We start from the raw sequence: 22,814 nt of genomic DNA, 5'->3' as shown, positions 1-22,814 counted from the left end.
CCGTGGGGTTTCGCATCCGCTCGCAACCAGAAATGTGCGAGGGCTAACCACAAACACACAACCTAACGACCAGATTCCATTAGATCACAGATCGGAGCCACCCGCTATGCATGGTGGGTGGGGTCACATCGCGCCATGCATCCCGAACCGGAGTGAAAGAGGTTGGCGCCCATAGAAATACAGCTGGGCCGGCACCCGAGAACGGGTGCCGGCCCAGCCGGAGAAAGTTGGTGTCAGCCGATAACGGTGACGCCGGTGGCCTGCGGGCCCTTCTGGCCCTGGCCGATCTCGAAGCTCACGCGCTGGTTCTCCTCGAGGCTGCGGAAGCCGCCGCCCTGGATCTCGGAGAAGTGCACGAAGACGTCAGCGGAGCCGTCGGCCGGAGCAATGAAGCCGAAGCCCTTTTCGCCGTTGAACCACTTCACGGTACCTTCAGTCATTCTGTATTCCTTAAAGCAGGCAGGACGCGTAAACACTGTCCTGTCTCGTCGGGAGACTGTGTGCCTCCCGGGTCTGTCACTACACGATTGAAACGATTCCGTGGGGTTTCGCATCCGCTCGCAACCAGAAATGTGCGAGGGCTAACCACAAACACACAACCTAACGACCAGATTCCATTAGATCACAGATCGGGGCCACCCGCTAGTGCATGGTGGGTGGGGTCACATCGCGCCATGCATCCCGAACCGGAGTGAAAGAGGTTGGCGCCCATAGAAATACAGCTGGGCCGGCACCCGAGAACGGGTGCCGGCCCAGCCGGAGAAAGTTGGTGTCAGCCGATAACGGTGACGCCGGTGGCCTGCGGGCCCTTCTGGCCCTGGCCGATCTCGAAGCTCACGCGCTGGTTCTCCTCGAGGGTGCGGAAGCCGCCGCCCTGGATCTCGGAGAAGTGCACGAAGACGTCAGCGGAGCCGTCGGCCGGGGCAATGAAGCCGAAGCCCTTTTCGCCGTTGAACCACTTCACGGTACCTTCAGTCATTCTGTATTCCTTAAGCAGGCAGGACGCGTAAACACTGTCCTGTCTCGTCGGGAGACTGTGTGCCTCCCGGGCCTGTCACTACACGATTGAAACGATTCCGTGGTGGCTAATCGCATCCGCTCGCAACCAGAAATGTGCGAGGGGCTAACCACAAACACAATATCCAACGACCGAGATCAGTAGATCACATACGGGCGGCGCCCCACCAGTATCAGTGAGCTGGATCACATCATTATTCCACGGATGCGAGTCTCACGAACGCGGCGGCGTCGAGCTTCTCCCCCCGGGTGGACGGGTCGATTCCCGCCGCAACGAGGCGTCGCTCCGCTTCTGCGGGAGAGCCTGCCCACGTGCTCAGCGCCGCACGTAATGTCTTGCGGCGCTGAGCAAATGCAGCATCGACCGCAGCAAACACCTTTTTGCGATGCGCAGTGTCGGTCGGCCACGGCGGCTCGGCGTACCGATCGACGCGAACCAGTCCGGATTCGACCTTCGGCACCGGCCAGAAGACCGCACGCCCCACGGCGCCCGCTCTCCGGACGTCACCGAAGAAGCGCGCCTTCACACTCGGCACCCCGTAGATCCGGCCGCCCGGCTCGGCCGCGAGGCGATCAGCCACTTCGGACTGCACCATTACCAATGCCGTACGGATGGAAGGGAACTCGGAGAACAGGTGCAGAAGAACGGGCACCGCGACGTTGTACGGCAGGTTCGCCACCAACGCGGTCGGCGCCGCCGGCAGATCTCGGGGCAGCACCTTCATCGCGTCCATGTGCACGACGTCGAGCCGGTCCACCAGTTCGGGAGCACGCTCCGCGACCGTGCCCGGGAGGCGCTCGGCGAGCCTCGGATCGAGTTCGACGGCCACCACCCGATCGACGACGTCGAGCAGAGCGAGGGTGAGAGAACCCAGGCCCGGCCCGACCTCGAGCACCACATCGTCGCGGTTGACACCCGCGACGTTCACGATGCGGCGCACCGTGTTGGCGTCATGGACGAAGTTCTGTCCGAGTTGCTTTGTCGGACGCACCCCGAACTCCTCCGCGAGCGTGCGGACCTCTGCGGGTCCGAGCAAGGCGGCGAGGCCGCGGGGAGAAGCCGGGGTGGCGTCTGAAGAATCTGCTGGCACGAGGCGAACCTAGCGCACGTGTGGGCGCGTCATGCGCACTGCGAGGTCATCGGAAGGCCTCAGCGCAGGCCGAGCTTGCTGGTGCACGAAGGCCATGCACCCCAGCCCTGACCGGCCTGAACCTTCTCGGCGACCGCGATCTGCTGCTCACGAGTCGCAAGGTCGGCGCGGGGAGCGTACTGGGTTCCGCCGAATGCCGCCCAGGTCTGCTGGGTGAACTGGAGACCGCCGTAGAAGCCGTTTCCGGTGTTGGCAGCCCAGTTGCCGGTGGCCTCGCACTGTGCGAGCGAATCCCAGGTCGAGCCGCGTCCCGATGCGGGAGCGGCGGGCGGGGCCGGAGGCGCGGGCTTCGGCTTCGTGCCCACGCGCACCACGGCGGGTGCGGGCTCGGTCAGCACCTTCGAGGCGGTTTCGGTGCGTCCGACCTCCACGCCGTTGACGGTGTGCACGTCGAACGTGATCTCACGCTCGCCCGGCGTACCCGGATGGTCGTGGGCGATCTCACCTTCGAACATGCCGGGATCGTCGACCCGATGTTCGGGCTGACCGACGGGCATGCGCTCGGTGCGGGACTCGACGCGGTCGCGCGTCACCACCACTTCCATGCCTTCGGCAAGCGGGGCATCGAGCGGGTGATTGACCGAGTCGGCCTGCTCGAGGGCCAGGTTCTGGCTCTCGAGGAGATCGCCGACGGTGGGCGCGGCGACCCTCACCTCTGCGGCGGGAGCGCCGTTGTCGGCCAACCGCACATTCTTGGGGCTCACGACCTCGAGATCTGCACCTTCGAGGGGCAGACGATGCGAACGCGATGCGGAGACGTAGACGTCGTCGCCCAGCCGGAACTGGTCGAGCGCCTCGTCGACCGTGAGTGCCGTCGTCCACACCGAGCGGCTCTCCCCGTCCACGGTGAGCTGGATCTCCCGGGCCCGACGCAGCACGAGCGTGTCGCCGTCGGAGACCTTCGCATCGACAGCGGGCGCGACGACATCGTGCTCGCCGACGGCGTAGCCGGCGTCCTCGAGAATGTCGCCGACGGTGGAGCTCATGGTCCCGAAGGCCCTGGTCTCTCCGTCGATGTCGAGCGTCAAGTCTTTATGCTTGACGGCCGCTGTTATCCCACCTGCCACAAGAGTCACAAGCAGTGCGGCGATCACGGCGAATAACACCGGGGATTTCGTAGAGTTGATCTTATTGAGAGGTGACACAATAATTCCAGTCAGAAGACGACGGTGATTACAGCACGGTAACGAACCGATATTGTTATGGCAACCCAATGCCCTCTACCTGCACTTACTCCGAAAATTCCGAGGTTACAATTCGTGATTGGTAGCCGGAAACAAATGGAGCGCCGAGAGTGGTGCGAATGTCCGATATCGGAGGGATGTGACACGTCTTACAGCCAGCCTTCGGATATGCGGTTGCGTTTCACGGATCATTCAGCGAGAAATACACCGAATCTGCAGAAACCGGACAAGAAAACGAAAGAGGCTGCGGGTGATGCAGCCACAGCCTCTCGTCGCACTCGCGGTTATGCGGCGCGAGGAAGCGGTCGACACCGAATGCACCCGCCCCGACGACGGCGAGCAACAGCGCCCCGAGCCCGAGCGCGGTGACGAGTTCGAACCCGCCGTCGGCGGCGTACACGCCGTTGTCCACGTGCGCGATGAAGAAGGTACCGGCCATGACGAGGAACAGCAGGACCCCGCACCGGGACGAGGACGCCGAGGATCAGCGCGAGACCGCCGAGCACCTCCACCCACGTGGCCACGAACGCGGTTGACAGCGGGGATCGGCGCACCCATACCCCCGAAGCCGGCCTTGGTGCCCTCGTATCCCGTCGCCTCACGCCGGTCTGGTGCCCGCGAAGGCCTCCCCCAGCAGACGCCGCACACCCACACGGGTCACCTCACGCGGGTTGGGATAGGTCTTCTCCGTCGCCAGGCGCGCAGCCTCGTCCAGGTCTGCTTCGGCCATACCGAGTTCGGCCAGGGTCGTCGGGCCTCCTGCCGCAGCGATCAGGTCGTACACCCCGGCAGGTGCCGTCGCAGTGACCAGTGCGTCGGCGATCCGTTCCATCACGCGTGGGACCGACACCGCGTTGTACGCCATGACGTGCGGCAGCATCACGGTGTGCACCGCGGCGTGCGGCAGACCGAACGATCCGCCGAGAACGTGACAGATCTTGTGATGCAAGCCCATGCCGACGGAGGCGAGGCAGGTGCCTGCCAGCCACGCGGCGAGCAACAGATCCGACCGGCCCTCGCGGTCCGCGAGATCGGCCCCCAGCGCGGGGAGACCGCGACCGATCGCCGAGATCGACTCGAGCGCCAGAGCGTCGACGATGGGGTTCGCATGCTCGGAATACAGTGCCTCCACCGCGTGCGCCAGAGCATTGATCGCGCTGGTCACAGCCAGGGGAATCGGCATAGTTGCGGTGAAGTCGACGTCGTAGATCACCGTCTCCGGCAGAATCTCCCGAGACGAACGCGTGACCTTCACACCGTCGGACGTCTCGCCCAGTACCGGCGTCACTTCCGAACCGGCATACGTGGTCGGCAGAATCACCTGGGCCACCCCGCTACGAAGCGCGAGCGCTTTCGAGAGACCGGTGGTCGAACCACCGCCCACCGCGACGATCGCATCGACATGATGCTCGGCCATTGTCACGATCACGCGCTCGGTGACCACGACGGGCGTGTGCATCTCCGCCCCGTCGAAGCGCGCAACCATCAGCGGACCGAGAATCTCTTCCACGAGCGTGGCCTGCGCATCCACATGCGCGCCCCCGAGCAACAGCACCCGCGTGCCGCCGAGTCGCCGCACCTCGTCGGCAACACCCGCCGCGCTACCCGCGCCGAAGATCACCCGGGAGGGGTGAGAGGTGTGGACGAAGGCGCGCATGAACCCTACGGTCTCATGTGGTGGCGGTCCACGTGAGCGTCGTTCACGAAAATCGGTATACCCGTTCGGCGTTCGCTGTCGTCGCGTGTGCGAGTTCCTCGGCGCTCTCGCCCCGCACCTCCGCGAGCGCCCGCACCGTGTACGGCAGGCAGTACGACTCGTTGGGAGCACCACGGAAGGGGTGCGGTGTCAGGAACGGCGCATCGGTCTCGACCAGCACGAGGTCAGCGGGCACGAGCGGTGCGGCCTCCCGCAGCGCCTTCGCGTTCTTGAAACTCACGGTGCCCGAGAAACTGAGCACGTACCCTGCGTCGACGCACTTGCGTGCCATATCCGCGTCCGAGGAGAAGCAGTGGAAGATCACCGTCTCCGGTGCACCTTCGGCGTGGAGGACACGCAACAGGTCCGCGTCGGCCTCACGATTGTGGATCATCAGCGGCTTGCCCAGGCGCTTCGCAAGATCGATGTGCCAGCGGAACGCGTCTTCCTGTTCCGCGGGTTCGGCGCAGCCGTCGAGCTTGCCCGGCCAGTACAGATCCAGGCCCGTCTCCCCCACCGCGACACACCGCGGATCGGCGGCGAGCATCTCGATGTCGGCGCGCATCGCGTCGTCGAGGCTGTTGGCGCGGGTCGGATGGATCGCCACCGCGGCGAACACGCGCTCGTCCCAGTTGGCGGCCCGGACCGCGAACTTCGCGGCATCGAGATCGTCGGCGACGGTGACCACCCGACCGACTCCCACCGCGGCGGCCCGATCCAGGATGGCGGCGGTGGTTGCGGCGTCGTGCGCTCCGCACGCGTCGAGATGCGTGTGGGCGTCCACGAGAGGCGCGAGCGGCTGCGGGGGTTCGGGGGCGGGACGGGCTTTGCTCACGCCCTATAAACTAGCGCCACCATGACTGCGCCTGATTCCTCCCGCCCGCCGTTCTATGTCACCACCGCGATCGCGTATCCGAACGGCGTCCCCCACATCGGGCACGCCTACGAGTACATCTCCACGGATGCGATCGCCCGGTTCAAGCGTCTCGACGGCTTCGACGTCCGCTTCCTCACCGGCACCGACGAGCACGGCCTGAAGATGCAGCAGACGGCGGCAAAAGAAGGAATCTCCGTCACCGAACTCGCGTCGCGCAACTCCGATGTCTTCGAGGCGATGGACAAGGCCTTGAAGATCTCGTACGACAGGTTCATCCGTACGACGGACCAGGACCACCTCGACGCGAGCGCGGCGATCTGGCAGCGGATGGTCGATGCGGGCGACATCTATCTCGACACCTATGCGGGCTGGTACTCCGTCCGCGACGAGGCCTTCTATACCGACGCCGAGACGACGTTGCTCGAAGACGGGTCACGTATCTCCACCGATACCGGCACGCCCGTCGAATGGACCGAGGAGTCCACGTACTTCTTCCGCTTGTCGGCGTATCAGGACCGGCTGCAGAAGCTGTACGAGGAACAACCCGAGTTCATCGCCCCCGCGACCCGGCGCAACGAGATCGTCAGCTTCGTCGCCGGCGGGCTGAAGGACCTGTCGATCTCGCGCACCACGTTCGACTGGGGCGTTCCCGTCCCCGGCAATCCCGAGCACGTGATGTACGTGTGGGTCGACGCCCTCACCAACTACCTCACCGGTGCCGGATTCCCCGATACCGAATCCGAGTCCTACCGGCGCTACTGGCCCGCCGACCTGCACATCATCGGCAAGGACATCACGCGGTTCCACACCGTCTACTGGCCCGCATTCCTCATGTCCGCCGGACTCGAACTTCCCAAGCGCGTGTTCGTGCACGGGTTCCTGTTCAACAAGGGCGAGAAGATGTCCAAGTCGGTCGGCAACGTCGTCGATCCCCTCGAAATGGTCGAGCGCTTCGGTCTCGACCAGTTGCGCTTCTTCCTGCTGCGTGAGATCTCGTACGGCCAGGACGGCAGCTACAGCCACGACGCGATTGCGAGCCGCATCAACGCCGACCTCGCCAACGACCTCGGTAACCTCGCGCAGCGCTCGCTCACCATGGTCGCCAAGAACCTCGGTGGTCAGGCTCCGACTCCGGGTGCTTTCACCGCGGAAGACGAGGCGATGCTCGCGCAGGCCGACGCGCTGCTCGGCGAAGTGCGCGCCGAGTTCGACGTGCAGGCACTGCACCTCGGCCTCGAGGCGATCTGGCGGGTGCTCGGCGAAACCAACCGCTACTTCTCCGCGCAGCAGCCGTGGGTGCTCCGCAAGACCGATCCCGAGCGCATGGCGACGGTTCTCTACGTCACGCTCGAGGTCGTGCGCATCGTCGGGATCCTCGTTCAGCCGGTGATGCCCGATTCCGGTGCCAAGATCCTCGATCTGCTCGGCCAGGAGCCCGGCGCCCGGCAGTTCGCGGACATCGCCACGCGGCTCGTGCCCGGCACCGCGCTCCCCGCGCCGGCCCCCGTGTTCCCGCGTTACGTCGACGAGGACTGAGCCCTCACCAGTAGGTTCACGGCACCCCGCCGACTTTGTCGGTGGGGTGCGCCACACTCCGCTCATGCGGAGCGATAGAACATACATTCGAACGGACGAGTTGCACGCCGAGGTGCTCCTCGCCGAACTCGGGGATGTCTACGAGCGCGGCTGGCAACCCGCCGACATACTGCACCTGACCGCGAGGTCGGGCGACGACACCGATATCCCGCTCGCCGCGCTCACAGTGCTGTTCGACGCGCGCCGTAGCCGGGCCGCCGAGCGCGCTCCCGACGACTGGGTACGGCAATTGCAGGCCATCGCCGAAAGGCACCCGGGCCCGGCTCGGCTCGCCGCGCTCTCGCCCGACCTCGGGGCGGGCCTGCGATACGCATGTCCCGAGGTCTCCCGCTACCAGGTCGACGGGCTGGCCTTCACCTGGAAGTACCTGCCGGCGTTCACCCGGCTCGATGCCCCGCCCTCGCAGTGGCCACCGCTGCGCACTCCCGGCGACACCACAGAGGCCGCACCCGATCCACGCGTGCTCGACCGCATCCGCGGTCTGCTGTCGAAAGCAGAATCCACCGACTTCCCCGACGAGGCCGAGGCGCTCACCGCGAAAGCGCAGGAACTCGTGACGCGGTACGCGCTCGGCGCTGCACTCCTCACCGGTACCACCCGCCTCACCGATCCCGTGCGCGGCCGACGTCTCCACCTCGACGGCCCGTACATCAAGGAGAAGGTGCTGCTGCTCACCGCGATCGGCGACGCCAACCGCGTCCGCACCGTGTGGTTCACCCGCGTGCAGATCGCGACCGTCGTCGGCACCGTGGCAGACCTTGCACAGGTCGAACTCCTCTTCACCTCGCTGCTCGTACAGGCGACCCGCGCGCTCGGTGCCGCCGGAACCGCCGGCCGGCGCGGCGGGTCGGCAACGGCGTTCCGCCGCGCGTTCCTCACCGGCTACGCGAAACGGGTCGGCGAGAGGCTTCGCGAGGCCGACGCTCGGGCCACGGCGGGTGCCGCCGCCGACGCGCACGTCCCGGTGACCTCCCTCGCGCCGATCCTGGCGCGCCGCTCGGAAGCGGTCGATACCGAGTTCCGGCGCCTCTTCCCGACTACCCGGGCGTCCCGAAGCCGCGGGATCGACGCCGACGGTTTCCACGCGGGGCGCGATGCGGCCGAGTCCGCGTCCCTCGAGGCCGGGCAGCACCGCATCGGGCGGTGACCCCCGCCGCCCTTCCCGAGCCCGCCTGCGCAACAACTCACAATCGGATGTCACACACGGCGCTGCACCGGTGTCCCATCGGTGACACATCCGGACCCAGTGGGAGGCGATCGAGATGACAACGCAATTCGACGTGGTGGTGGTCGGCGCGGGGTACGCGGGCGTCACGGCAGCCAATCGGCTGGCGCGCCACCCCGAGGTGGCAGTGACCGTGGTGAATCCGCGGCCGGTGTTCGTCGAACGGACCCGATTGCACCAGGTGGCCGCCGGTTCGGGGTCTGCCACCCACGGCCTCGCCGGCCTGCTGCATCCACGCGCGTCGCTGCGGGTGGGTACGGCGGAACGGATCGAACCGGGCGCGGTAACACTCACCGACGGCGCGGTACTGCGGTGCGACGCCGTCGTGTACGCCGTGGGAAGCGGCCCGGCCACGGGCGCAGCGCCCGGGATGGAACGAGCGTTCTCCGTATCCGACCTCGAATCGGCGACAGCACTGCACACCGCGCTCGCCGAACTTCCCGCCCACGCGCCGGTCGTGGTCGTGGGTGGGGGTTTTACGGGCATCGAAGTCGCCGCCGAACTCGCGTCCGAACGTCCCGGGGCCGCGTACAGCCTCGTCGGTGATCCGGGCGCGGGCTTTCCGGACGGCACCCGGCAGTACGTGAACCGCACATTGGACAGCTTCGGTATCGACGTGCGGCCGGGCGTGCACGCGACGCACCTGACCGAGGACGCGGTACTCCTCGACGACGGCACCGCGATCCCCGCTGCGCTCGTCGTCTGGGCCGGCGGATTCTCCGTTCCCGACCTTGCCCGTCGCAGCGGGCTGCCGGTGGACGGCGTCGGCAGGCTCCGCGTCGACACCGGCCTGCAGTCGACGGACGGCACCGCCGTGGTGGGTGTCGGCGACGCCGTGACCGTCGCAGGCCAGGACCATATTCGAATGAGCTGCCAGGCCGCGATGCCACTCGGCGCGCACGGTGCCGACACCGTGTGGGAGATCGTGCAAGGCCGCGCACCCCAACCGCTGTCGCTCAGGTTCGTCGCCCAGTGCCTGTCGCTCGGACGCCGCCGCGGCGCGGTGCAGTTCACCGCACGCGACGACACCCCCTCCGCGTTCTCGCTGCGTGGCCGGGTCGTCGCATTGGTGAAGGAATCGATACTGCGTGGGACGATCCTGTCGATGCGACGACAGGCTCGGGCCCACGACCTCCGATCGACGGGAGGTCAGGGCGTCGGCCTCACCCGACCCGTGAGGAGTGCGCAGTGACGGCCGAGGACGTCTTCACCGAACACCGGGGCCTGTTGTTCTCGATCGCGTACGAGATCACCGGGAGCGTCGCCGACAGCGAAGACATCCTCCAAAACAGTTTCGTGCGCTGGGCCGGCACCGACCGGGCCGCGGTCGACAACCCGCGTGCCTACGTGGCGCAGATCGTGACCCGTCAGGCACTCAACAGCCTGCGCTCGGCGCGGCGTCGCCGCGAGGAATACGTGGGCCCGTGGCTTCCCGAGCCTGTGCTCACCTCGCCGGATGCCTCCGGCGAGATCGAACTCGCCGAGTCCGTGTCGCTGGCGATGCTGCTGGTCCTGGAAACGTTGAGCCCGCTGGAACGGGCAGTGTTCGTGATGCGCGAGGTGTTCGGATTCGACCACGCCCGGATCGCCGAGACCGTCGACCGCCGCGAGGACACCGTGCGGCAGATTGCCCACCGGGCACGCGAACACGTCCGTGCGCGCCGCCGCCGGTTCACTCCCGCAGGCGACGAGGCGAACCGTGTGGTCGTCGAATTCATGGCCGCCGCGACCACCGGCAACGTCGATACCCTGTTGCAACTGCTGGCACCCGACGTCGTGTACATCGCAGACGGAGGAGGTAAGGCCACTGCGGCGAGGGTCCCGGTGACCGGCGCGGCCCGAGTGGCGCGGCTGTTCGGCGGGCTCGTGCGGCACCCGCTGCCGGACATACGAATCGAGGCCGTCCCGGTCGGCAACATGCCGGGACTGCTCGTGTACTCGGGTGAAAAACTCGATCTCGTCCTCCAGTTCGAGATCGACAACGACCTGATCACGGGCGTGTACGTGGTACGCAACCCCGACAAGCTCGCGCATCTCGGGGCTCACCCGGGGGCTGCCGGGGCGATCTGACAAGCTCGAGCGATGCGGATGGAACGGCTCGGGCGCGGTGGCACTCCCGATCAGGTTCTCGCCTCCGTCGCGGAGCGCGCGCGGAGTCTCGGGGTACCGCTTCCCGCGGCGGTGACGGGCGACTGGTTCGGCTCGGCCGCCCTGATCGCACCGTCCCTGGCCACCGGCGCGGTCGACCCTTCCGGAGCCTTCGCGTGCCCTGATATCCGGGAGCCGCACACGCCCGGGGGTCCGGTCGTCGGCGGCGGCTGGATCGGTTACCTCGCCTACCCGGACGGGTCTGCTTCCGGTCCGTCGCCGGAACACTCCGTGCTGCCCGCTGCGGCCGGTGGCTGGACCGACACCGTGCTCAGGCTCGATGCCGACGGGTGCTGGTGGTACGAGACCCTCGGTGATGCTCCGTGCCCGTCCGACCTGGTTGCGGCCGTCGTGGAACCCCGGGTCTCGGACACTTCCTGGCACATCGATTGGTCGCCGCCGCACCGCGAGACGCACCGACGCGGTGTGGAGCAGTGCCTCGACGCGATCCGCGCCGGCGAGGTGTACCAGGCGTGCGTCTGTACGCGGTTCACCGGTACATGGACGGGTGACCCGCTGGCATTCTTCACCGCGGCAGTCGCGCGGACCGCACCGGCGCGCGCCGCATATCTGCAAGGACCGTGGGGCGCCGTCGCGTCGCTCTCGCCCGAACTGTTCGTCTCTCGTCACGGCGACGCACTGCGCTCGAGTCCGATCAAAGGCACGCTCCCGCTGTCCGCCGACCCGGCACTGCTGCGGGCATCGGTCAAGGACGTGGCGGAGAACATCATGATCGTCGACCTGGTCCGCAACGATCTGGGACGGGTCGCGGAGATCGGCAGCGTCACCGTCGAGGAACTACTCGCGGTCCGCCCGGCGCCCGGGGTGTGGCACCTCGTCTCGACGGTGGCCGCCCGGTCGCGGCCCGCCGTCACCACCGCGGATCTTCTCGACGCCGCGTTCCCGCCGGCGTCGGTCACCGGATGTCCCAAGATCCGGGCCCGCGACCTCATCCGGCAGTGGGAGCCGCACGCCCGTGGCGTCTACTGCGGCACCGTCGGCATGTCGAGTCCGCTCGCGGGCACCGAATTGAACGTCGCGATCCGGACCGTGGAGTTCGGTGCGGGAACGTGCGTGCTCGGAGTCGGCGGCGGGATCACGATCGATTCGGACCCCGATGCCGAATGGCAGGAATGCCTCGACAAGGCGGCCAGCATCCTCGCGCTCAGCACACCTCGCGAGCGGGTGCGGGCAGATCGAACCGCGGCAGGATGTCGCTGACCCGTCCGGACGTGGAGCGGCAGACCCGCTGGGCGACAGCGGACGCGTCGAGATTCCACATCCGGAGCACCCCGTCGCCTCCCGCTGCGACAACCGTCCCGTTCGGCCGGAACACCACTTGCCAGCGTCCGACCCCGGTGTCGGTGATCGGGCCGCCGACCTCCCGCATGCCCCGCGCGTCGGACACATCCCACAGCCGGATCGTGCCGTCGTCGCTGCCGCTGATCGCTTTGGCGCCGTCCCGGGTGATCGACACCGAGTACACGGTGCCCGTGTGGCCGCGAAGTGGTTGGGTTCGCGCGGTGAAGTTCCCGGCAGCGTCCCGGTCCCACATCAGCACCCCGTGATCGTCGCTGCCGGTGACCAGCACGTTGCCTTCACGACCGAATGCCGCGGCGTTGACCCCCGCGTCGTGCCCGCCGGACACCCGCGTGGGGATCGGGGCCCGCAGGTCTGCGATGTCCCACGCGTAGATGCTGCTGTCCGCGCTGGCCACGACGAGGCTCCGGCCGTCCGGGCTGATCACGGCGGTACGGACCAGATTCTCGGGACCGGTGAGCGGATCTCCCCACGGCACGGGCGCTGCGGGGTCGGCGATGTCCCACAACTGCACCGAGAAGTCGTCGGCACCGGTCACGAGCGTCGCGCCGTCCGGTGAGAACGCGAGAGACGAGGTGAAACGGGTGCCCAGCGGAACAGGATCGGCAAACGGTCGCGGGGCGGCGGGATCGCGGACGTCCCAGAGTTGGACGCTCCCGCCCGAGGTGGGTGCCGTCGCGAGAACGGTGCCGGACGGCGACAACGCGCACACATAGGCACCGCCGAGCGGGCGGGGCAGGGTCACGCTTCCGGCGCGGTCCCACTCTCCGGCATCGTCGACTCGCCACAACGACACCGTCGGGCCGTAACTGCCAGTGGCGACGAGATTCCCGGCGCGGCTGACGGACGGCTTGGTCAGTGCGGCGTCGACGACGGAGATCCGTGTGTGCGGCATCGTCCAGACACGCAGATTGGCGTCCTGCCCTCCGGTGATCACCGTGTCTCCGTCCGGGGTGATCGCGAGGGTCGCGACACCGCCGCCGTGACCGGTCAGCGCGGGACTGATTTCGTCGAGGGCCCGCGCCTCGGGGTCGATGTCCCAGAGTTTTGCGGTGCCGTCCCAGGACGCACTGGCCAGCGTCCGGCCGTCCGGGAGGAACGCGATACTCCAGACACCCCCGGTGTGGGCGCGCACAGGAACCCCGACGGGATACGCGGCCCTCGGATCGCTGGTGTCGAACAGGCGCAACACGCCGTCGTCGCTGCTGGCCGCGAGGGTCTTGCCGTCGCCGCTGAACGCGACCGAGTGCGCGACGTCCTCGAATCCCCGCAGTGGTTCGCCCAGGGGAACCGGTGCTGCACGGTCGGTGACGTCCCAGAGTCGCACGGTGCGATCGTCGCTGGAGGTGGCCATCACGGTCCCGCCCGGCCGGAAAGCGACGGTCCGCACCGCGCCCTCGTGACCGCGGACCGACGCCACCGGAAAACGCCCCGACATGGGATCGGACGTATCGAGGAGCGCGACCGTACCGTCGTCGTAGGGCACGGCGAGCACACGGCCCGACGGTGCGTACCTCACGTTGTGGACGGCACCCGAAGCGAAGGTCTCCTGGTCGAGCACCGGCCTCGGCGCAGTGTGATCGGAGATATCGAAGATCCACACCGCACCGTCACCGCCACCGGCGGCGAGGTATCGGCCGTCCGGACTGAAGGACACCGACGCCATGTACTTCGAGGACAGCTGGAGCGGATCGCCGATCATCGCGGGCCCGGAGTCCCCGCCGAGCGACCAGAGACGGACGGTACCGTCGTCGCTCGCCGAGGCGAGCACCGAACCGTCCGGGGAGACGGCGGTGCTGTACACCGGCCCGGTATGCCCCCTGAGAGTGTTCGCGAGGGGAACCCCCTGGGTCGCGATGAGCCGCGAATACGCCACGTCGTTGTCGGGTCGCAGGTGGGCGGCCGCCAGCGCGAGGTGTGACGACGTGGTCGGGTCCCCGTCACGCATGGAGTCGGACAACGCGATGATCTGCTGGAACTGCGCGGTGCTGCGCTCTGCCTCCGCGCGCCCCTTCGCGACCCAGGCGACCCCGCTCATCACCAGCGCCACGAGCGTCGCAAGTGCCAGAACCGCGATGATGGCGCGTCGCCGTCGACCCAGCCAGGCGATCTGTCTCCTCGACGCATCGAGGAACTCCACGGCGTTCGGACTGAGTGCGACCACGTCGTCCGTGCGCGGCGCAGATCCCAGGTCGCCGAGCCGGGGATTCTGTTCGGCCACGACGTCCATACGCCCACGCTGGTAGAGAAGCCCCTTGTTGCGACCGCTCTCGATCCAGGTCACAGCATCGGCTTCGATCCGCTGCCGCAGCGCGGCATCGGCCCGGTCGTCCTGGATCCAGGATTTCAGCCGCGGCCACGCGTCGATCACCGCGTCGTGGATGAGTTCGACGCTTCCGGCATCCGCGACCAGCACGCGAGCAGACACGAAATGGTCGACGACCCGCGCGGCGGCATCCCGGTCGCCGCCCACGACGGAAAGCAGTTCGGGCAGCGGACGGGCGATCTTGACGTCGGTGCCCGTCGCCGTCACGTACACGAGGTGCACGAGCATGGCCCGGGCCGGCGCACGATCGGCCTCGTCGAGTTTCTCCCACGCGCGTTCGGCGCTCGCGGCGATGGAACCGCGTACGCCGCCCGTCGCGCGATAGGCCGCGACCGTCAGGGCCCCGCCGGAGCGTTTGTCCCACAGGGTGTCGAGCAGGTGCGACAGCAACGGCAGTTCCTTGCCGCTGATCTCGCCGTCCGCCAGACCCCCGAGGTCGTGCAGGATCAGGTCGACGAGGCCCGCCTCGAGTCGCACGCCCACCATCCGCGCGGGCACGGTGATGACTTCGACCAGGTCGGAGCGTTCGAGGGGCTGCACGGTCTTGGTGCGACGCTCGAGTGCGCGGGCGAGAACAGGGCAGGTGACGGCCTTGTCGTAGAAATCCGACCGCATCGTCGCCACGACGATGGCCGGGGCGTCACCGACGTGTCCGGTCGCGGCGATCTCGAGCAGTCGCAGGAACTCGGTGCGCTCGGCGGGGTCGGTGCACTGGGTGAACAGCTCTTCGATCTGGTCGACGACGATGAGCAGCGTGGAGGTCGAGGTCCGCGCGAGTTCGGCGCGCAACACCGCTTGCACGGCGGCGGGGTCGGTGCGGTCCTCGACCTCGGCGAGCCCCGGGAGCAGTTCGGTCAGCCGTGCGACGGGGTGGGTGCCCGGGGTCAGTACCAGCGGCCGGCAGTCCGATCCTCCGCAGATCTGCGGGATCACGCCCGCCCGCACGAGCGAGGACTTTCCGACGCCCGACGCGCCGGTGACAATGACGGGACCTTGACCGTGCGCCGCAGTCACGACGTCGGCGAGTGCCCGCACGCTCTGGGTGCGGCCGAAGAACAGCCGGGCGTCCTTCTCCTGATACGACGCGAGCCCTTTGTAGGGGCGCATGCCCTGCGGCACCGACGGCGGCGTTTTCTCGGCGCGGGGTGCGCCGGTCTGTCCCCGGGCGTTGGTCCACCAGGACTCCCACTGTTTCAGTGAGTACAGCCCGGTGACGGGTGGCTCGGAGTTGAGATCACGGGCCGCGCGGATGAGGACGACCAGTACCGGGTGGACCGATTCGAAACTCGCGGGTAACCGGGTTCCGCTCCGCCAGTCGCTCACGCGCTGGACGGACACTACGCGGTCGGTACCCATCGCCCGGGCCACCGCACCAGCCTCCGACACCACCTTCTTCAGTGCGGGCCGGCCGGCAGCGGCGAACAGCATGCGAAGTTGGTCGGCGAAGAACTGCCGCTGGGCTGCGCCCGGTTTTCGGCTGGTCTCCGACATCTCTTCCGCGCCCTTTCCACCTCCCGTTTCCTTGCGGATCGGGTCCCATCCTGTCCGCTGCGGAAAAATTCCTCACCGCAGCTGAGCTGGGATGATACCCGTTCCGCGCGGTTCGGCCTTTGTACGACCCGCCGGGCAGCGGGCAAAGTGGGTACCACGCAAGGGTCACTCCTTGCCGGGTGAGGTGGGGCCTCCGCGCTGATAGGGGCTGACGAGGGGTAGTCCCAGTCCGCGCGGAGGAAAACCCCCGAGGACACTCCGTTTACACGCTGTCCGGCTTGTCGAGTGTCCGGTTCTCTCCGAGCAGATACGGGTCGCGGTCGAGGTAGGCTTTCGTCTCCCGCGCGATCATCCCGGACAGAACCAGCAGTCCGATCAGGTTCGGCAGGGCCATGAGCCCGTTCATCACGTCGGAGAAGTTCCACACCACCTCTAGTTCGGTGGTCGCGCCGATGAACACCACCACCACGAAGACGGCGCGGTACGGCAGCACGCCCCGCGAACCCACGAGACGTTCGAGGCACCGCTCCCCGTAGTACGACCATCCGAGAATCGTCGAGAACGCGAAGAACACCACCGAGACGGCGACGATCCAGCCGCCCCACTCACCGCCGAGGCCGGTTTCGAACGCCGTCGACGTCATGGTCGCGCCGCGCTCTCCTGTGGTCCACGCGCCGGTCGTGATGATGACCATGCCGGTGAAGGTGACGACGATAATCGTGTCGATGAAGGTCTGCGTCATGGACACGAGACCCTGGCGCACGGGATGCGTGGTCTGGGCCGCGGCGGCCGCGATCGCCGCGCTGCCCATCCCCGACTCGTTCGAGAAGATGCCCCGGGCGACGCCGTAGCGCAGCGCGACCATGAACACCGAGCCGATGAACCCGCCGGTGGCAGCGGTGCCGGTGAACGCGTCGGAGAAGACGAGAGCGAACGCCGACGGGACCTCTCCGATGTTGATCGCCAGAACGAGGATCCCGGCGCCGACGTACAGCAGGATCATCGCCGGCACGAAACCGGCGGTGACCTTGCCGATCGACTTGATGCCGCCGAGCAGCACCGCGCCCGCGAGCACTGCCATCACGACACCACTGGTCCACGTGGGCACGCCGAACGTGTCGTCGAGCTGGGTGGCGACGGTGTTCGCCTGCGTCATGTTGCCGATTCCGAAGCTCGCCAGGACCGCGAACACCGCGAACATCAGACTCAGGATCAGGCCGAACCGGTTCGGGATCGCCCGCACGAGGTAGTGCTGCGGTCCGCCGTTCTGTTCGCCCCTGGCGTCGACCCGGCGGTACTTCACGCCGAGGAACGCTTCCGAGTACTTGCTGGCCATACCGACGAGGCCGGTGATCCACATCCAGAAGAGGGCGCCCGGTCCACCGAAGTAGATCGCGGTGGCCACACCGGCGATGTTGCCCACGCCGACCGTGGCCGCGAGGGCGGTGGTCAAGGCCTGGTACTGCGAGATGTCGCCTTCCGAGGCACCGGGATCGTGCCGGGTGATCAGTCCCAGCCGCAACGCGGGCCACAGCTTCCGGAACTGCACACCGCGCAGGCGGATGGTCAGCACCAGACCGGTGCCCAATAGAAGCGGAATCAGCAGGAACGGACCCCAGACCACCTCCGCTGTCTTGACGAAAAAGTCGTTCAGCGCGTTCATCTACTCCCCTGGTCCTTCGATTCGACCGGGAAAGTCTAGGCCCATCCGCGGCGGGTGCCTCGCCTCAGGTGCGTCGCGCGTCGAGCACGGCGTCGTACAACTCCCGCTTCGACACCCTGGTCCCTGCCACCTCGGCGCAGGCTTCCTTCAGTCGCATTCCGTCCGCGACCAGGCGTTCCACCTCGTCGACGAGGTCCTCGGGGTCGGTGTGCACGGCTGCGGCGCCTTCGAGCACAACCGTGATCTCACCGCGCGCCCCTTCGACGGCCCAGTCGGCCAGTTCCGCCAAGGTCCCCCGGCGGACTTCCTCGTACGTCTTGGTCAGCTCACGGCAGACCGCCGCGCGCCGTTCCCCGCCCAGCACCTCGACCGCGTCGGCGAGACAGGCGGCAAGCCGGTGCGGCGCCTCGAAGAAGACCACGGCGCGGGCTTCGGTGGCGAGCGAGGCCAGCCAGGCACGGCGTTGTCCTTGTTTACGCGGCGGGAAGCCGTCGAAGCAGAACCGCTCGACCGGCAGCCCCGACAGTGCGAGTGCAGTGGTCACCGCGGACGGGCCCGGCAGGCACGTCACCGGCAAGCCCGCCTCGACACAGGCCGCCACGAGCCGGTATCCGGGGTCGCTGACCGACGGCATGCCGGCATCGGTGACCAGAAGCACCGTCAGGCCGGCTTCCACATCCGCGACCAGGCCCGGCAGTCGCGACACCTCGACCTGGTCGTAGAAACTGACCACCCGGCCCGTGATGGTGACACCGAGCGCGGCGGCGAGGGAACGGGTGCGGCGAGTGTCCTCGGCCGCGATGACGTCGGCGGTACCGAGGGCGTCGCAGAGTCGTTTCGATGCGTCCCCGATCTGGCCCATCGGTGTGGCTGCCAGCACGAGTCGTCCCTGTCCGGAGTTCTCGGCCTTCGCCGGATTTACTGCCTGCATGGGGTTCAGCCTACGATCGGGACGTGACCGTGACGGACCACCGCCCTTCTCCGGCCCCGGACCGTCGCCTCCTCAGCCCCGGGCCGCTCGTCCCGCCACCCGATCCCGGACTCACCGATCGGGCACGCGGATGGATAGTCACGGCGTTCGTCACCGCGCTCGCGGCGATCACCCGGTTCACCATGCTCCACTACCCGACCGACGCCAAGACACCCGTCTTCGACGAGAAGCATTACGCGCCGCAGGGGTGGCAGGTGCTCACCGGTGGCTGGATCGAAGACAACCCCGGTTACGGCCTGGTGGTGCATCCCCCAGTCGGAAAACAGCTGATCGCAGTGGGCGAGGCGCTGTTCGGCTACAACGGGTGGGGCTGGCGTTTCTCGTCGGCGGTGGCCGGTGTGGTGCTCGTCCTGCTGGTCGTGCGCATCGTGCGCCGCATGACCCGGTCGACGATGCTCGGCGCTGTCGCGGGGCTGCTCCTGGTGGTCGACGGCGTCACGTTCGTGTCGTCACGACTGGGAATGCTCGACATCTTCCAGGCGGTTTTCGTCGTCGCCGCCTTCGGTTGCCTGATCGTCGATCGCGACGACATCCTGGCACGCATCCGGCGCGTGCACGCGGAGGGCCGGATCGGCGACAGTGCGTGGGGTCCTCGCTTCGGTGTGCGGTGGTGGCGGTTCGGGGCCGGCGTAATGCTCGGGCTCGCGATCGGCACCAAATGGTCCGGCCTGTACTTCATCGCCTTCTTCGGACTGATGTCCGTGGCGTTCGACCTTGCCGCACGCCGTGCGTACGGGGTGCGGCGTCCCTGGGTCGGGACGGCACTGCGCGACATCCCGCCCGCGCTGTACGCGCTGGTGGTCGTTCCCCTGCTCGTGTACCTGTCGACCTACTGGTCGTGGTTCGCGAGCGAAACCGGCGTGGACCGGCACGCGGTCGGCAACCAGATCGGCCAGGACAGCGCGTTCTGGTTCGTACCCGACGCGGTGCGGTCGCTGTGGTACTACAGCGTCAACGTGCTGCAGTTCCACTCCGGCCTGACGAATTCGGCGGGCAATCAGCATCCGTGGGAGTCGAAGCCGTGGACGTGGCCGATGGGCCTGCGTCCGATGCTGTACTACTTCGCCGACGGTGAGAACGTCTCCGGCTGCGGTGCCGAGCAGTGCGTCAAAGCCGTGATGCTGATCGGTACCCCGGCGTTGTGGTGGGTGTCGCTGCCCGTTCTCGGCTGGGGGCTGTGGCAGGTGCTCGTCCGCCGTGACTGGCGTTGGGCAGCCGTTCTCACCGGGTACGGCGCCGGTCTGCTGCCGTGGTTCGCCTCGCTCGACCGCCAGATGTACTACTTCTACGCGGTCCCGATGGCGCCCTTCCTGGCGATGGCCGTGGCTCTCACCCTCGGCGACATCCTCGGGGGCCGGCACGCCTCACCGAAACGGCGCACCATCGGCCTGCTGGTGGTGTGCCTCTACCTCGGGTTGGTGGTCGCGAACTTCGTGTGGTTGTGGCCCATCCTCACGGCGGTGCCCATCTCGATCGAGCAGTGGAACTCCCAGCTGTGGTTGCCCAGCTGGCGCTGACCGGGATCACGACGGTGGTTCGTCCAGGACCGTCTCTTCGATGTCCGGATCGATGACGTCGGGGTCCAGGAGGTCCGGGTCCATGAGGTCGGGGTCCATGAGGTCGGGGTCCAGGAGGTCCGAGTCGACCTCGCCGATGTAACGCATCCCGTCGAATCGGCGCGCGAACCGCGCATCCACGGTGCCGAGGAAGATCTTCAGCATTTCGAGAAGGTCGTTCAGGTGACGGGGAACGAACGGATCGCCGAGCATGTCGACCGTCGCGACCAGCCGATCCTCCACCAGCACCACCTTGATGTGAGGCCAGTCCCGGTTGAGATCGACAAGAGCGTCGGCCGCACCGGATCGCTCGGCGATACCGTGCAGCAGCGGCGCCCACAACTGGACGCGGTGCGCCGGACGATCCACCACGACGAACACTGCGTGCGAATCGAGGACGAGCACGAAGTCACCGTCCGCGTCCACCGGCACCGGTCTGCCCAGACGACGGGACAACGTGTCCTTCACCCGGTCGCGCAGGGCTCCGTCGGCGAGCGCGTCGTCGGTGTGCAGGAAGATCGGATGGACCACGTTGCGATGGCCTCGCAGCACGGACACCACGTGACGAGCGAGTTCGTCGGCGTGCGCTACCGAGCGAGTGACGGTGTCCGCACCGGCGACAGCGACCTCGACACGACCGTCGGGCAGTGGCCGGATCCGCGCGTAGGTCGCCGGTCCGTGCGCGGTGTCCATGCTGATTCCGATGGACCCGGTGCCGGCCAGAGCGACTATGCGATCGGCCAGGTTCTCACCGAACCGGTCCCAGTCCCGGTCCAGGACCTCATCGAAACGGTCGTTCTCGGTCACGCGCACTCCTCTCGAAGAGCAAAGGCGGGCAGCGGTCACGGTACTGCGGGTCACGTACATGCCCGTGCAGGCGCGCGGATGATCTTGCAACTCGTTACCGCCGTCCGGTGCGCGTGACGGCAGGCAAGGTTCGGTGCGGAACCGTCAGTCGACCTGGCGCAACGTGCGCCTTCGCGCCCGTTCACCCACGATGAGCGGATCGGTCGACAGGTCGCGATACAGGCACACGCACAAACCGATCATGACCACCACGAACGGAACCGCCGCGATGATGGTCATCGTCTGGAGCGCGTTGAGAGCATCGGCGCCTCCGGTCCACAGCAGCAGCGCCGCGACGCCACCGGTGAGTGCACCCCAGAAGGCGACGATCCAGGGACTCGGCCGCAAGGTGCCGCGTTGGGTGAGACTGCCCATCACCATCGACGCCGCGTCCGCGCCGGACACGAAGAAGATGGATACGAGCACCATGACGACAACGGTGGAGACACCCACCAGCGGGAGGTTGCCGAGCATGCCGAACAACTGCCCTTCCACGTTCTCGGCTCCCGCGATGTCGAACCCGTCCTCCTGTTGACTGATCGCCGCGCCTCCGAAGACCGCGAACCACAGCAGACTCACGAGGCTCGGGACGAGCATCACCCCGACCACGAATTCACGGATGGTCCGGCCGCGGCTGATGCGGGCGAGGAACATCCCGACGAAGGGTGCCCACGACACCCACCACGCCCAGTAGAAGATCGTCCAGCTCGAAAGCCACTCCCCGGCCGGGCCGTTGGATGCGGCGGTGCGGGCCGACATCTGGGCGAAGTCTGCGGCATAGGCCCCGAGAGTCGTCGGGATCAGGTTGAGGATGAACACGGTCGGCCCGAACACGAAGACGAACAGTGCGAGGACGACCGCGAGGACCATGTTGATGTTCGACAACCACTGGATGCCCTTGGCGACTCCGGATACCGCCGAGGCGATGAAGGCGAGAGTCAGGATCGCCACGATCCCGACGAGCAGGGCAACGCCGGCCGTCTCGAGCCAGCCGGTTACCTCGAACCCCGAACCGATCTGCAACGCCCCGAGACCGAGCGACGCCGCGGTACCGAAAAGCGTCGCGTACAGGGCGAGGATGTCGATGAATTTGCCTAGCGGGCCTTCGGCGCGACGACCCAGGAGAGGGATGAAGGCAGCACTGATCAGCTGCTTGCGTCCTCTCCGGAACGTTCCGTATGCGATGGCCAGCCCGACCACCGCGTAGATCGCCCACGGGTGCAGGCCCCAGTGGAACATTGCGGTCGCCATTGCGGTGCCGGTGCCACCGACGGTGCCCGGTGGCTCGTCGATGTAATGGCTCAGTGGCTCACCGACGCCGAAGAACATCAAGCCGATGCCCATGCCGGCACTGAACATCATCGCGATCCAGCTGACGGTGCGGAACTCGGGCGTCTCCCCGTCTTTTCCGAGGGGAATCCGGCCGTACTTGCTGAGCGCGAGCCACAGCACGAAGAACACGAACCCGCTTGCCGCAGTCACGAACAACCAGCCCAGCTCGACGACGATCCAGTCGAGAGCGTTGCCGGTGATCGTGTCGAAGCTCTCGGTGTCCAGCAACCCCCACAGCACAATGGCCGCTACCAGGCCGGCAGCTACTCCGAATATGACGCGGTCGGTTCGGGGCCGATTCGGGACCCCGGCAGAGGAAGAGTTGACGCTCGGGTCCGGGGTTTCTTCGGACACGCGCCGGTCGGGACGCAGGCTCATTCGTCAAACGTTGCAAG

General features: G+C 67.4%; 17 protein-coding genes and 1 pseudogene. 6 read left to right on the top strand and 12 right to left on the bottom strand.

Annotation, left to right across the window (positions count from 1 at the left end; translation table 11 throughout):
* Positions 1-233 precede the first annotated feature (233 nt).
* The 7 genes and pseudogenes from ACFWU2_RS05810 to ACFWU2_RS05780 all read right to left on the bottom strand — a co-directional run bounded on the left by ACFWU2_RS05810 (position 234) and on the right by ACFWU2_RS05780 (position 5,883).
* Entirely contained in the window at positions 234-440 is a 207-nt protein-coding gene (locus ACFWU2_RS05810; protein WP_169621483.1) for a cold-shock protein, read from the bottom strand.
* A gap of 332 nt (positions 441-772) precedes the next feature.
* Positions 773-979: a cold-shock protein gene (locus ACFWU2_RS05805; RefSeq protein WP_072699748.1), complete on the bottom strand. Its 207-nt coding sequence runs from the start codon at positions 977-979 to the stop codon at positions 773-775.
* Between the two features lie 232 nt (positions 980-1,211).
* Positions 1,212-2,108: a 16S rRNA (adenine(1518)-N(6)/adenine(1519)-N(6))-dimethyltransferase RsmA gene (gene rsmA, locus ACFWU2_RS05800; RefSeq protein WP_378602241.1), complete on the bottom strand. Its 897-nt coding sequence runs from the start codon at positions 2,106-2,108 to the stop codon at positions 1,212-1,214.
* A 59-nt stretch (positions 2,109-2,167) separates the two neighbouring features.
* Positions 2,168-3,313 carry a transglycosylase family protein gene (locus ACFWU2_RS05795; protein ID WP_378602238.1) on the bottom strand — a complete coding sequence of 382 codons (1,146 nt, stop codon included), beginning with the start codon at positions 3,311-3,313 and terminating at the stop codon, positions 2,168-2,170.
* A 220-nt stretch (positions 3,314-3,533) separates the two neighbouring features.
* Positions 3,534-3,943 (bottom strand): annotated as a pseudogene (locus ACFWU2_RS05790) (DoxX family protein); the annotation flags it as partial.
* Between the two features lie 7 nt (positions 3,944-3,950).
* A complete protein-coding gene (locus ACFWU2_RS05785; RefSeq protein ID WP_378602235.1) occupies positions 3,951-5,009 on the bottom strand; it encodes a maleylacetate reductase in 1,059 nt (352 codons plus the stop codon).
* Between the two features lie 43 nt (positions 5,010-5,052).
* Positions 5,053-5,883, bottom strand: a complete 831-nt coding sequence (locus tag ACFWU2_RS05780) for a TatD family hydrolase (RefSeq protein WP_378602232.1) — start codon at positions 5,881-5,883, stop codon at positions 5,053-5,055.
* Between the two features lie 21 nt (positions 5,884-5,904).
* Between ACFWU2_RS05780 and metG the strand changes: the two genes are divergently transcribed.
* From metG to ACFWU2_RS05755, 5 genes are all read left to right on the top strand, one after another.
* Positions 5,905-7,461, top strand: a complete 1,557-nt coding sequence (metG, locus tag ACFWU2_RS05775) for a methionine--tRNA ligase (protein ID WP_378602229.1) — start codon at positions 5,905-5,907, stop codon at positions 7,459-7,461.
* A 64-nt stretch (positions 7,462-7,525) separates the two neighbouring features.
* The gene (locus ACFWU2_RS05770; protein WP_378602226.1) at positions 7,526-8,668 is read left to right on the top strand and encodes a DUF2786 domain-containing protein; all 1,143 of its coding nucleotides are present in this window, start codon (positions 7,526-7,528) and stop codon (positions 8,666-8,668) included.
* A gap of 115 nt (positions 8,669-8,783) precedes the next feature.
* Positions 8,784-9,938 (top strand): NAD(P)/FAD-dependent oxidoreductase, encoded by a 1,155-nt coding sequence (locus ACFWU2_RS05765; protein WP_378602223.1) that lies wholly within the window; start codon positions 8,784-8,786, stop codon positions 9,936-9,938.
* The gene (locus ACFWU2_RS05760; RefSeq protein ID WP_378602220.1) at positions 9,935-10,816 is read left to right on the top strand and encodes an RNA polymerase sigma-70 factor; all 882 of its coding nucleotides are present in this window, start codon (positions 9,935-9,937) and stop codon (positions 10,814-10,816) included. Before ACFWU2_RS05765 ends, ACFWU2_RS05760 begins: the two co-directional genes overlap by 4 nt.
* Positions 10,817-10,828: 12 nt before the next feature.
* Entirely contained in the window at positions 10,829-12,115 is a 1,287-nt protein-coding gene (locus ACFWU2_RS05755; protein WP_378602217.1) for an aminodeoxychorismate synthase component I, read from the top strand.
* On the opposite strand, the gene ACFWU2_RS05750 is transcribed toward ACFWU2_RS05755, so the two are convergent.
* The 3 genes from ACFWU2_RS05750 to rsmI form a co-directional block, all read right to left on the bottom strand.
* Complete coding sequence (locus tag ACFWU2_RS05750; protein WP_378602214.1) at positions 12,060-16,031, bottom strand: NACHT and WD repeat domain-containing protein; 3,972 nt, start codon at positions 16,029-16,031, stop codon at positions 12,060-12,062. The two genes, ACFWU2_RS05755 and ACFWU2_RS05750, sit on opposite strands and share 56 nt — an antisense overlap.
* 262 nt (positions 16,032-16,293) lie before the next feature.
* Positions 16,294-17,694, bottom strand: coding sequence for an alanine/glycine:cation symporter family protein (locus tag ACFWU2_RS05745; protein ID WP_378602211.1), 1,401 nt, complete (start codon positions 17,692-17,694; stop codon positions 16,294-16,296).
* A gap of 64 nt (positions 17,695-17,758) precedes the next feature.
* On the bottom strand, positions 17,759-18,625 hold the full coding sequence (gene rsmI / locus ACFWU2_RS05740) for a 16S rRNA (cytidine(1402)-2'-O)-methyltransferase (protein WP_378602208.1): 867 nt from the start codon (positions 18,623-18,625) through the stop codon (positions 17,759-17,761).
* Between the two features lie 23 nt (positions 18,626-18,648).
* Here rsmI and ACFWU2_RS05735 point away from each other — a divergent pair, with 23 nt between their 5' ends.
* Complete coding sequence (locus tag ACFWU2_RS05735) at positions 18,649-20,202, top strand: dolichyl-phosphate-mannose--protein mannosyltransferase (RefSeq protein WP_378602205.1); 1,554 nt, start codon at positions 18,649-18,651, stop codon at positions 20,200-20,202.
* A 6-nt stretch (positions 20,203-20,208) separates the two neighbouring features.
* Here ACFWU2_RS05735 and ACFWU2_RS05730 read toward each other — a convergent pair whose 3' ends face one another.
* A complete protein-coding gene (locus ACFWU2_RS05730; RefSeq protein ID WP_378602202.1) occupies positions 20,209-21,048 on the bottom strand; it encodes a hypothetical protein in 840 nt (279 codons plus the stop codon).
* Positions 21,049-21,192: 144 nt separating this feature from the next.
* Positions 21,193-22,797 carry a BCCT family transporter gene (locus tag ACFWU2_RS05725; protein WP_378602199.1) on the bottom strand — a complete coding sequence of 535 codons (1,605 nt, stop codon included), beginning with the start codon at positions 22,795-22,797 and terminating at the stop codon, positions 21,193-21,195.
* Positions 22,798-22,814 lie beyond the last annotated feature (17 nt).

The organism is Rhodococcus sp. NPDC058639 (genome assembly GCF_042717545.1).
GTDB lineage: Bacteria > Actinomycetota > Actinomycetes > Mycobacteriales > Mycobacteriaceae > Rhodococcus.
This window is presented reverse-complemented; position numbering and strand designations above follow the sequence as displayed.

What these genes read in the sequence shown, in the direction of transcription:
- ACFWU2_RS05785 (WP_378602235.1), bottom strand. Translation starts at nt 5,009, where the DNA reads ATGCGCGCCTTCGTCCACACCTCTCACCCCTCCCGGGTGATCTTCGGC.
- ACFWU2_RS05805 (WP_072699748.1), bottom strand. Translation starts at nt 979, where the DNA reads ATGACTGAAGGTACCGTGAAGTGGTTCAACGGCGAAAAGGGCTTCGGC.
- ACFWU2_RS05750 (WP_378602214.1), bottom strand. Translation starts at nt 16,031, where the DNA reads ATGTCGGAGACCAGCCGAAAACCGGGCGCAGCCCAGCGGCAGTTCTTC.
- ACFWU2_RS05755 (WP_378602217.1), top strand. Translation starts at nt 10,829, where the DNA reads ATGCGGATGGAACGGCTCGGGCGCGGTGGCACTCCCGATCAGGTTCTC.
- ACFWU2_RS05770 (WP_378602226.1), top strand. Translation starts at nt 7,526, where the DNA reads ATGCGGAGCGATAGAACATACATTCGAACGGACGAGTTGCACGCCGAG.
- ACFWU2_RS05765 (WP_378602223.1), top strand. Translation starts at nt 8,784, where the DNA reads ATGACAACGCAATTCGACGTGGTGGTGGTCGGCGCGGGGTACGCGGGC.
- ACFWU2_RS05745 (WP_378602211.1), bottom strand. Translation starts at nt 17,694, where the DNA reads ATGAACGCGCTGAACGACTTTTTCGTCAAGACAGCGGAGGTGGTCTGG.
- ACFWU2_RS05810 (WP_169621483.1), bottom strand. Translation starts at nt 440, where the DNA reads ATGACTGAAGGTACCGTGAAGTGGTTCAACGGCGAAAAGGGCTTCGGC.
- ACFWU2_RS05725 (WP_378602199.1), bottom strand. Translation starts at nt 22,797, where the DNA reads ATGAGCCTGCGTCCCGACCGGCGCGTGTCCGAAGAAACCCCGGACCCG.
- metG (WP_378602229.1), top strand. Translation starts at nt 5,905, where the DNA reads ATGACTGCGCCTGATTCCTCCCGCCCGCCGTTCTATGTCACCACCGCG.
- rsmI (WP_378602208.1), bottom strand. Translation starts at nt 18,625, where the DNA reads ATGCAGGCAGTAAATCCGGCGAAGGCCGAGAACTCCGGACAGGGACGA.